At 66.7% G+C, this 9,599-nt stretch carries 10 protein-coding genes, 1 tRNA gene and 2 pseudogenes; 5 read left to right on the forward strand and 8 right to left on the reverse strand.

From position 1 onward, the window contains the following. The first annotated feature begins 441 nt into the window (after positions 1-441). On the forward strand, positions 442-1,404 hold the full coding sequence (locus ABZ904_RS49155; protein ID WP_359395584.1) for a WGR domain-containing protein: 963 nt from the start codon (positions 442-444) through the stop codon (positions 1,402-1,404). A gap of 638 nt (positions 1,405-2,042) precedes the next feature. Here ABZ904_RS49155 and ABZ904_RS49160 read toward each other — a convergent pair. Beyond that, positions 2,043-2,135: transfer RNA gene (locus ABZ904_RS49160), tRNA-Arg, on the reverse strand. Positions 2,136-2,234: 99 nt separating this feature from the next. Here ABZ904_RS49160 and ABZ904_RS49165 point away from each other — a divergent pair. Both ABZ904_RS49165 and ABZ904_RS49170 read left to right on the forward strand, forming a co-directional pair. Next, entirely contained in the window at positions 2,235-2,759 is a 525-nt protein-coding gene (locus ABZ904_RS49165) for a hypothetical protein (protein ID WP_361830678.1), read from the forward strand. 57 nt (positions 2,760-2,816) lie between these two features. Further along, entirely contained in the window at positions 2,817-3,068 is a 252-nt protein-coding gene (locus ABZ904_RS49170; RefSeq protein ID WP_361005652.1) for a hypothetical protein, read from the forward strand. 385 nt (positions 3,069-3,453) lie between these two features. On the opposite strand, the gene ABZ904_RS49175 is transcribed toward ABZ904_RS49170, so the two are convergent. Further along, the gene (locus tag ABZ904_RS49175) at positions 3,454-4,383 is read right to left on the reverse strand and encodes a LysR family transcriptional regulator (RefSeq protein WP_361830680.1); all 930 of its coding nucleotides are present in this window, start codon (positions 4,381-4,383) and stop codon (positions 3,454-3,456) included. Positions 4,384-4,412: 29 nt separating this feature from the next. Then, entirely contained in the window at positions 4,413-5,489 is a 1,077-nt protein-coding gene (locus tag ABZ904_RS49180) for a pyridoxal-phosphate dependent enzyme (RefSeq protein WP_361830682.1), read from the reverse strand. A 76-nt stretch (positions 5,490-5,565) separates the two neighbouring features. Here ABZ904_RS49180 and ABZ904_RS49185 point away from each other — a divergent pair, with 76 nt between their 5' ends. After that, on the forward strand, positions 5,566-6,468 hold the full coding sequence (locus tag ABZ904_RS49185; protein ID WP_361830684.1) for a LysR substrate-binding domain-containing protein: 903 nt from the start codon (positions 5,566-5,568) through the stop codon (positions 6,466-6,468). 144 nt (positions 6,469-6,612) lie between these two features. On the opposite strand, the pseudogene ABZ904_RS49190 reads toward ABZ904_RS49185, so the two are convergent. Beyond that, a pseudogene (locus tag ABZ904_RS49190) lies at positions 6,613-6,729 on the reverse strand (transposase); the annotation flags it as partial. Here ABZ904_RS49190 and ABZ904_RS49195 point away from each other — a divergent pair. Continuing rightward, positions 6,700-6,861, forward strand: a complete 162-nt coding sequence (locus ABZ904_RS49195; protein ID WP_361830690.1) for a hypothetical protein — start codon at positions 6,700-6,702, stop codon at positions 6,859-6,861. The pseudogene ABZ904_RS49190 and the gene ABZ904_RS49195 sit on opposite strands and share 30 nt — an antisense overlap. Positions 6,862-7,225: 364 nt before the next feature. Here the strand turns inward: ABZ904_RS49195 and ABZ904_RS49200 are convergent, their stop codons facing one another. From ABZ904_RS49200 to ABZ904_RS49215, 4 genes and pseudogenes are all read right to left on the reverse strand, one after another. After that, complete coding sequence (locus tag ABZ904_RS49200; RefSeq protein ID WP_361005640.1) at positions 7,226-7,420, reverse strand: hypothetical protein; 195 nt, start codon at positions 7,418-7,420, stop codon at positions 7,226-7,228. A gap of 120 nt (positions 7,421-7,540) precedes the next feature. After that, positions 7,541-8,263 carry an HAD family hydrolase gene (locus tag ABZ904_RS49205; protein ID WP_361830688.1) on the reverse strand — a complete coding sequence of 241 codons (723 nt, stop codon included), beginning with the start codon at positions 8,261-8,263 and terminating at the stop codon, positions 7,541-7,543. Beyond that, a complete protein-coding gene (locus ABZ904_RS49210; RefSeq protein WP_361830686.1) occupies positions 8,146-8,895 on the reverse strand; it encodes a transposase in 750 nt (249 codons plus the stop codon). Before ABZ904_RS49210 ends, ABZ904_RS49205 begins: the two co-directional genes overlap by 118 nt. Before the next feature lie 437 nt (positions 8,896-9,332). Then, positions 9,333-9,599: pseudogene (locus tag ABZ904_RS49215) on the reverse strand (ISAs1 family transposase); the annotation flags it as partial.

Here is a 9,599-nt window from a genome sequence, read left to right on the forward strand (position 1 = left end):
CTCCTCCCTCCCCAATCCATGATTGGCTGGTTGGGGGGGCCCCCGCCTCGGCGGGCACCCCCAGACACTCGAAGGTGTGGACCGGCCCGTCGGACTCGACGAGCCGGTCGAGCAACTGCCGGACATCGGCGGGACGGAGTCCGGGCTCATGGCCGGTTCAACGAGGCCCCGGACGCGGCCCTGGCGGGCGGCCGGCAGGGCCGGCACCTCCGCTCTGGTGCGCCGCCGCGTTCCTCATGGGGGGCGCGATGTCGGCCCCCCGGCCACACCGACACCCGCAGGGCTCAGCGCAGCTCCTGGATGTGAGAAAGGCATCCGCTGGGGGGACGGAGGTCCATCCCGGTGTCCTGACCATCGGTGAAGGCAAGCTCGCAGGCGAGCGATAGGGTCACCCGCGTGCGGTCCCGGCGCAGGCCCACCGCAGGCGGCACGGGAGGACGGATGACCAGATGGCGGCGGTTCGAGCGGCAAGAGGCCACGCTCGAATACTGGGAGATCCGTCAGGAAGGGATCCGCTGCTTCCTCAAGTGGGGCTCCGACCGAACCCCGGGCAAGGGGAGCACGACGACGCTCGACGACGAGGAGCAGGCACGGCGCCAGGCAACACGCAAGATCAACGAACGTCTCCGCAAGGGCTTCACCGAAGTGGACCCGCCCTGCGATCCGGCAGAAGCCGAGGCCGATACACCGGTGCTGGACGTCATCACCGGGGCCGCCGGCCCCTACGCGCCGGTACCCCAGTTCCTGCCGGTCGACGGATTCGACCAAGTCTACCGCTGCGCGCGCACGCCCGAGCACCCGATGGGCTTCTTCGAGTACTACGTGCTGCGTGAGCAGGGACGCAGCGCGGTCCGCTTCGCGGTGCGAGCCGGCAGCCACCAGGACACGGTGGTCGCCGGGTTTCTGGAGTTCCTCTGCTCCAGGCGCGACCTCGCCTTCGACGGCCGGTCCCACCACAAGGTCCCGTTGCCAAGCCCGGTCGGGTCCTTCGACCACGCATTGTTCTGCTCGTCGGCACTGGGCCGAGCCTGCGCTGCATACCCGGGAGCGGCAGCGCGGGTGGCGACAGCCTTCCCCGTGTTCAACTGCGAGATCGGGGACGAGGACCCGGAGGTGCTGGTCGACGCCCGCATCCACGGTCACGCTGCGCTGCCCTACAGCGACTGGGGACGCTCGCCGTATCCCGTCGTCGACATGCGCTTCGACATCCAGCCGTCGTACTACCGACCATCACCGAAGTTCAAGGTCTACCGGTCGGCCGACCTCCAGAAACTCATGGACATCCTGCCGACGGCATCGCCGCAGAGCTGGCTAGAGGTGCGGTCCTTCCGAGGCGAAACGACGCGCCTCGAACCCACCACGACCGTGTCGTTCGCAGACGTGTTGTCCCTTCTAGCCAACTGAAGAAACGGCCTGGCGGCCGGTCCCCGGACTACCAAACGGCGAACAGACCCCAGCCGGTGAACCTTCTCGGCCACAGCACTAGCGATGGCGTGTACGTCGCGTAGCTAGATCGCCACGTCTATCGCAGGTCTATCGCGAGCAGTGCGCAGCAGTGCCAAAGGGCGGGACTCAGTGAGACTGATCCCCGCTCTTTGGCATCGGCATTCGCCCTGGTCAGCGCATGATCTGTGCTGGTTATCGGCGAGTGCCCCCGGCAGGATTCGAACCTGCGCACACGGCTCCGGAGCACAATCAGAGTTGGGCTTGCAAATACGTTCTGAGCAGCAGTTTCCTTGATCGCGGGAGTTGTGCGGTGCCCTCCTGTATCGCAGATAGTGCGCATCAGGCAGGGAGCGGGTCCGCAGTGGGCCACGGTGTGCCCTCGTGAGGCAGAGCAGATCGGGAGTCGCCTCCGGCTCCTACGCCCATTGAAGGGTCGGCTTCGCCGACGGGCTGTAACACCTCGGGGTGTTGCAGCCGTCTTTGACCGGACAGCCCGGGGCCTTCCCTTGATCGTCGGGGGAGTGCCCGGGGCTTGGGCGTGTCGAGTGTCACCCCTTCCGACCAGCAAAAATGCCCTCCGGAGGGAGGGCTCTCAGTGGCGCCCCCGGCAGGACTCGAACCTGCGGCCAAGCGCTTAGAAGGCGCCTGGCGCGTGGGATAGGACACGGACCCTGACCTGCGCATACGGCTTCAAGGGGTCGTTTCTTACTTGGGTGCGGTTCCTTTGAAGGGAAGGGCACGACATCGGCTTGCTTGCGAATGATCACGGGGCCTGTCAGGGTCCCGACGTGACCGTGCTTCTGGGAGACAAGAACAGATTCGCCGCTGAGGTCGGCGAGTGGGAGCACTCGCTGCGCCGGGTGGACCTGTGGGCCGCGGGGCAATGGCTGACCTGCGACGACAACATGGCGTTCGTAAGTCAGCTCCGCATCGACATGGTGGACACGGTGGCGTGGCTGCGCTCCGGAGGCGGCTCTCCGATGCCGTTCGATGAGCCGTCCCCGGAAGCCACCCACCGGCGTCTCATGCACCGTTCCGGCGCAGACGACGAGACCGAAGAGGAGTACGAGTTCCGCGGCCAGTTCCGGGCTTTGAGCTGGGGGCCCACCACCGACAACGTGACCGCTCATCTCTTCCGTGACGCGGACCGCTTGGTGCTCACCGTTCAGTTCTGGCGCGAGGAGCACCTGGTCAGGCATCCAGACCATGCAGGCAGGGTCTTCGTGGCGGAGGTCCCGACCGAGGAATTCGTCGGGATCCTTGAGGGTCTTGCGGCTGTACTCGACGACAGCCAGGATCCAGACCGCCCGTGATCGGCTGAACTGCCTGGGCACTGACCGGGGCTGCATTCCTGGCTGTTGGTCTCTACCGTGGTGGTGGAGGAGGGCTGGTGGATGGGCTCACTGTTTGAGGAGCTGGAAGCCCGCGAGGCGGCCGCCCGAGTTCGGGTTGAAGAACTGGAAGCCGCGATCGCCGAGCTGTCCGGGAAGCTGGTGCTGGCCCAGGACGGGCTTGAGCGTCTGCGGATGACGCTGCGGCTGTGGCCGCTGTCGCGGATGCGGCTCTGGAGCGGGATCTGCTGCCAGGGAAGGGACTTGAGCTCCTTGCGCAGCTTCTTCTGATTCCCTTTGGCGATCACGATGTAGTGGGCGTCGCGGATGGCGAGGTACTCGGCGTGCTCGCGCTGCGTGTGCATGGGGTCGCTGGTCACATCACGGTGGCCGTCCTCCTACTGTCCCCACCCCCGTCAAGCTGCTGACCAGCCAAGACGCCGGAACTACAGCGGCCGTGGCTGAACTGCGGTGTCTCGCGGTCCAACGTCACCCAGACCGACGTCAACACGCCTTCCGCCAGCCCAGTCGTTACGCCCAGCTGAGCTACGAAAGCCCGTCGAGGGGTACGTCACAGCCCAGCTGATCGCGAAGATCAACAGATGGACTGACGCCGGTGACTGGACAGTCGCCGTGATCACCGACCTGTTCGCCGCGCCCATCTGAGCGAGCATTCCTACCCCTGCTCGCTGCCTGATGGCGGTTCGTCTATGTCGTCTTTGTCGTCGGCCTGGGCCAGGAGGTGGTCGCGGAGTGCGCGGGCTGTGTCCGAGAGGTCGCGGTCGCTGGTGAAGCAGGCGACCAGCCGCCGGTCCGCCCATGGTTCGGCCAGGGGGATGGCGGCCAGGGTGCCGCTGGTGACCCGGCGCCGCACGCTGTACCAGGGCAGGATGGCGATGCCGATTCCCCCGGCCACGGCGTGACAGGCCGCGTCGATGCTGGGCAGCCGGACGCGATACCTCGGCTGGGTACCCAGCGGCCGGGCGTGTGTCTCCAGGTGCTCTTGCAACGGGTTGTCGACGTTCAGGGCGACGAACGCGCGGCCGAGCACGTCTGCGTACGGTACCCGGGACAGGCGGGCCAGCGGGTCGTCAGGGAGGGTGACGACTACCAGCGGATCCGGGCGGATCACCCGGGTTTCCAGCCGCCCGAGTTCGACGGAGTCGGCGACGATTCCGATATCGGCGCGGCGTTCGGCCACGGCCGCGATAATGCGGTGGCTCGCGCGTTCCTCCAGGTCGATGCGGGCGTGGGGGTACTGGGCGAGAAACGAGACGGCGGCTGCGGGCATGAGGCTCTCGGTGGCGGCGGTGTTGGCCTGGACGCGGACGGTGGCGCCGTGTCCCTGCACGTACTCGTCCAGTTCCGTGCGCAGCTGGCCGACCGCGTGGCACACGGACCTGGCGTGGCGAAGCAGCACTTGTCCTGCCGGCGTAAGGGCGACTCCGCGGCGGCCACGGTCGAAGAGCGTCACGCCCAGGGAGTGCTCCAGGCCGCGGATGCGCCCGCTGGCCGAGGGCAGGGACAGCCGGGCACGGGCCGCGCCGTGCGTGATACTGCCTGTCTCCGCGACCGCCGTCACGAGGTCGAGATCGATGAGGTCCACTGACAGTCCCTGCTTTGGTGATACGGGGCTCAGTCGGCGATGTGGCCGACGACTTGGGGAATTTCGAACAGGTTGCCGGTGTCTCCGGTGTGCAGGAACGCGACGTTGCTGCCGACGGGGATCCGCCCGCTACGGGCGTGGTCGAGCAATCCTGCGAGTCCCTTGCCGGTGTAGACGGGGCCGACGAAGACGCCCTCTGCTCGGGCCAGCTCGCGGATGGCTGCTGTGCTTTCGGCGGACGCCACGGCGTAGTCCTCGCCGATGAAGCGCTGGTCGATGTCGATCTCGGCGCGGATGGTCGCGTCGTCGGGCACGGGCGCGCCCAAGGTGGCTAGCACTGCTTTGGTTCGTTCGACGATCACGCCGGGGTTCATTCGGTCTTCGTCGTTGAGCCTCTGGATGGAGATCGATCGGAGTTTCACCGGGTGTTCCAGGCTCAGCTTGGCTGCCAGCATCCCGGGCAGCGCGGTTCCGGTGCCGATCGTGTGGTACGTGTAGTCGAGCTCGATTCCTGCGGCACGGGACTGTTCGAGCATCTCCCGGAACGTCAGGGCGTGCGCGATGAAGCCGTCGGGATGCGCACCACCAGTTCCGACAACGAGGACGTTGTGTCCCTGCGCTTCAAGTTCGGCCTTGCGCGCCGTGATGGCGTCGGTGATCCGCTCGGCCTCGGCGGGAGTGTGCCATTCGTTGCCGTTGACGTTGATGACGTGGGTTTCGACCCCCATCGTCTTGTTGAGGAGATAGTTGCCGCGAAACTCCTGGAGCTCTCCATGCCGGGACACGTTCCGCGTCAGCACCAGGATCGGCGTGATTCCCGCGCTCAGGCAGGCGGCGGCGAACTGCAGACCCGAGTTGGTCAGGTATGCGCCCTGGGTGATGACGTGTGTCACTCCGTTCTCAAGGGCCCGCCCCAGGATGAACTCGGCCAGGCGCATCTTGCTCCCGCTGATCGCACTGGGCCCTGCCAGGTCCTCGCGCTTCATGAAGAAGTTGATCCCGTACGCCGCCGACAGGTTGGACAAGGCGTGAAAGGGAGTGGGGTAGAACCCGACCCGGCGTCGGGGGAGCTTGTTGATCGCGGCGTCGAACTGCGTGATGTCCATGCGTCCAGCGTCGGCCACGCCTCCGCATTAACGCTAACAATGATTTCTTCTCGGTTGATAAGCTATCCTTAACTTCATGGCTTGGTTGTTCGATCCGCGACATCTGGTGACCCTTGCGGCTGTCGTGCGGCTCGGCTCGTTCGCGGCTGCCGCAGAGGAGCTGGGATACACCCAGTCCGCGGTCTCGCAGCAGGTTGCGGAACTGGAGCGACGGGTCGGTGCGCGCGTCGTGGTCCGGCGGCCCGTCCGTGCGACTGAGGCCGGGCAGGTCCTTCTCGACACCGAGGCCGCGATCAGCGGGTCGATGAGTCGCGCTGCCACCGAGCTCTCGGCGCTCGCGGACGGAACCGGCGGCGAGGTGCGGCTCGGCGCGTTCATCTCGGCGGCAGCCTCCATCGCCCCTCCCGCGCTCGCGCGCCTGCGTGCGACCCATCCGGCAGTTCACATCACACTCCGTGAACTTGAGCAGCGCGAAACGCATGCGCTGCTGTTCCGGGGAGAGATCGACCTGGCCATCACCTTCGACTACGAACACGCTCCCGGGCCAGTGCCCGCCGGGCTCATGCAAGAGCACCTCATGGACGATCCGATCATGGTCGTCCTTCCCGTCGGTCATCCCCTGGCCGGAGCTGACAGTGTCACCCCAGCCGACCTGCCATCGGACGCATGGATCAACACCGCGGTCGACGCCCGCGACCTGGCAACGTCACCCGTCGGCGGCGACCGGGCAAACGGACATCGTCTGGACTTCGATGGCATGGACTTCCGCACTGCACTCAATCTCGTCGCGGCGGGCCTCGGCTTCGCCCTGCTGCCGCGATTGTTGCTGTTGGACGCTCCACCGAGTGTCGTGGTTCTGCCCATGCGCCAGCCCACACTCGTCCGTCGTCTCTACACCTGCCGACTCGATACAAGAGGCGTGACCGCATCGATCAGGCGGCTGGAGATGTACCTGCGGGACGCAGTGGCGGAACTCTGAAATACCGCACCGATCCTCGAAATCCAAGACCCGGCCGCGGCGGGCCTCGATCCGAGCCCGATCCTCGGTGATCTTGGGGGTGGTCTTGTGCTGGATCGCCTCCACTACGGCCCAGCGCACCAGCTTGCTGCCCTGTTTGGTGACGTGCCCGCGGCGGACGGTGGTGTGGGACTCGTCGTGCCGCGGGGGCAACCCCGCCCACGAGCACAGCCGGTCCGCGGAGGCGAACCGGTGCACGTCACCGATCTCAGCCACATACACCGCCGCCAGGGTGGTGCCGATCCCAGGCAACTGCTGGATGGCCCGGAAGCCGGTGTGGTCACGAAGCCGTTCCGCCCTGCGGCCGTTGAACAGGGCTTCCTCGGCATCGAGTCCGTCGATCAGCTTCAGTAACGACGCGACGCGCTGGGCATACGGGCCGGCCAACGCGGTCTGCCCCAGTCGGGCTCGGCCGTCGATGCCGAACAGGTCGGACGCCGGGATGAGTGCGCCGGCTTGGCCACCAGGGCGTGCACCTGGGCTTTCAGCCCGGACCGCAGCGCGACGAGCTTGGCCCCGTAGCGCACGAGTTCGCGCAGCTCACGAACCTCGGTGGCGCGATCCAGGCTTCCGGCGGTCGGCCCATCCGCAGCAGGTCCGCCAAGTCCGCAGCGTCGCGGATGTCGTTCTTCACGCGCCGGTAGGCCAAGCCTTTCACGCCCAGTGGGTGGGCCAGGCGGACGCGTGCCCCGGCGGCCTGCAGGACGTCAGCCGCCCACTACCAGCCGTATGTGGCCTCCAGGACCACGTCGGGATCGTGCCCGGCCTGCTCAATCTGCAGACCGAGTGCCACCGGATCGCTGAGGATGCGCACTGCGCTCAGTTGGACACCGTCGTCGGTCTGACGCACGGTCACGGACCGCCTGCGGTACAGGTCGACACCGACATACTGGTGTCCGTCGTACTCACTCACCTGGGGGCTCCTTCGCCGTCACGTATTGGGTGACTCGGATCTACCCAAGGCACCGACGGAGGGCGGGGACATCGCCCCTTCATCGCATCAAGACCTGTGGATCAAGTTCTTATGAGCTGGTCAGGCGTTCGTGGGTGATAGGTGGTCGGGGAGATCGGTGAGCCGTTCGATGCGGAGCACCGTCTCGTCTACCGTCGACGATGGTCCACCGGTGACGAAGTCGATGCCGCGGTCCAGCCAGATGCCGGTGAGCCCGGCGAGGGCAGCTGCGTTCACGTCGCTTTCCAGCATGTCGCCCACGTTGATCGCCTGCCCGGGGTCCGTCCGCATCCGTCGGCAGGCGGTGGCGTAGGCGACGGGCTTGGCCGCACCGAGCTCCGTCGGCGTCAGGATGGCTTCGAAGTATTCGAGGAGGCCGAAGCGGGCGAGCTTGGCGCGCTGCTGCTCGGGGTCCCCGTTGGTGAGAACGGCCAGACGCGGTCCTCGGGGAAGCCGTTTCAGGGTCTCCAGGCAGGGCTGGACATCGGGATAGCTTCGCCAGGACTCCTCGAACACGGTGAGGTAGCGCTCGGCGAACCAGGCGTCCAGAAGGCCGGGATTTTCAGGAACCGGCTCGCCGAGCATGGGCAAGAAGGAACGGAGACTGCGTCGGCGGTGCTCGGCGAAGGAGCACTGACCAGCCAGGTATTCCCGCATGTGCCGCCCCTCCAGCGTCCACCACAACGTCACCAGCTCCTCCGGTGGAACCGTCGCGTTCGGCGCGGCCCGGACGATCTGGCCGATCGCTTCCAAGACTGCGCCCCGATGATCGACCAGGGTGCCGTCCAGATCGAAGAAAACCACATCCGCCATGGGAGGATCATCTCGTAGTGAACCGCGTGCCTCGACCCCGGATCACTCAGGCGGCTGCTGCCTGTTCGTCGGAGCGTTCGACGAGTGGGCCGTTGGCGCAGGTGGCTCCGGCGCAGACGAGGGCGACGAGGTGGGGTGCGGTAACCGCGCGCCAGCGGGTCTGGGGCGGCTTCGGCGAGTTTGAAGACCATGGCCAGGGCGGCGGCCGGGCTGCCGGCGCCCCGGGTGACCTTCGTGCGGAGCTTGACCGTACTGAAAATCGATTCGATGGGGTTCGTCGTGCGTAGATGGATCAGCGGGGAAGTCGTAGAAGGCAAGGAGTTCGCGAGGTCGCCGATGATCTTTTTGACGGCTTTACGCCACTTCGACCCGTGGGCCTTCTCGAAGGCTTTCACGGCCTTCTCGTTGTGATTCCGGTCTTGGGCGTTGTAGATCTCCTGCAAGGCGTTCTTCGCGCCGGGCTGGGTCGACTTCGGCAGCACGTTGATCACGTTCCTGGTTCTGTGAACCCAGCACCTTTTGCGCCTGGCCTGCGGAAACACCTCCGCCAGGGCCCGCCACAAACCCTGCGCAACGATCACCGTCGCTTCGTCGACGCTGTCTCCTGGGGTGGCAACCGCCACCGTCGATCAGACCAGCTCGGGGGACCTCCAGTAGGTGGCCCACGCTCCTGTAGCGCGCGGCGCGTCGGCCCTCCCTGAGGCCGGCGCGCCGTCCGCTTCCTTACGCGCAAGACATAAAGGCACCGGGGCAACTGTGGTCTCTGACACGGATTTTGTGTGCAGCACCATCCAACGCAACAGCCACTTCTCCCCCGAGAAAATGGTAGAGGTCGGCACTGACATCACCGCTCCTGCGTCGGGGGCCTGCGCTGCGACCGCCGCGAGCCTCTGATGACATCGATCAGCCGAGAGACCACAGCCAACCAGCCGTGCTGGGCGGCCAGAGCCGGTCTCCCGCCTGACGAGAAAGCGAGCCGGGGCCGCGCACTGCGTGCACGTGGCGGGCGATCCCGCCGAGCTGCCACGGCCCCGGAGCGTTCCGAGATTGTCCGGTTTGATCACGCGATGCCGTGGAGCTTGAGGATGGCGGTAGGAGTGGTGTGGGCGCGTCTGGCGCTGGCGGTGTTGGCCCAGTCAACGGCCCGCAGAGTGCCACGGACGATGTCGCCCAGGGTGGCCATGATGGCGGGGGCGTTGCGGGTGCGGATCGTGCGGGCGTCCTCACCGAAGACGACGTCGCGGATCCAGTGGACGGAGTTCTCGATGGTCCAGTGATCGCGGGCCCAGGCGGCGGGCGTGGTGGGGCTCACCGCATCCGGTGAGCC

This window comes from Streptomyces sp. NPDC046900 (assembly GCF_040644975.1).
Classification (GTDB): Bacteria; Actinomycetota; Actinomycetes; order Streptomycetales; family Streptomycetaceae; genus Streptomyces.

What these genes read in the sequence shown, in the direction of transcription:
- ABZ904_RS49155 (WP_359395584.1), top strand. Translation starts at nt 442, where the DNA reads ATGACCAGATGGCGGCGGTTCGAGCGGCAAGAGGCCACGCTCGAATAC.
- ABZ904_RS49180 (WP_361830682.1), bottom strand. Translation starts at nt 5,489, where the DNA reads ATGGACATCACGCAGTTCGACGCCGCGATCAACAAGCTCCCCCGACGC.
- ABZ904_RS49185 (WP_361830684.1), top strand. Translation starts at nt 5,566, where the DNA reads ATGGCTTGGTTGTTCGATCCGCGACATCTGGTGACCCTTGCGGCTGTC.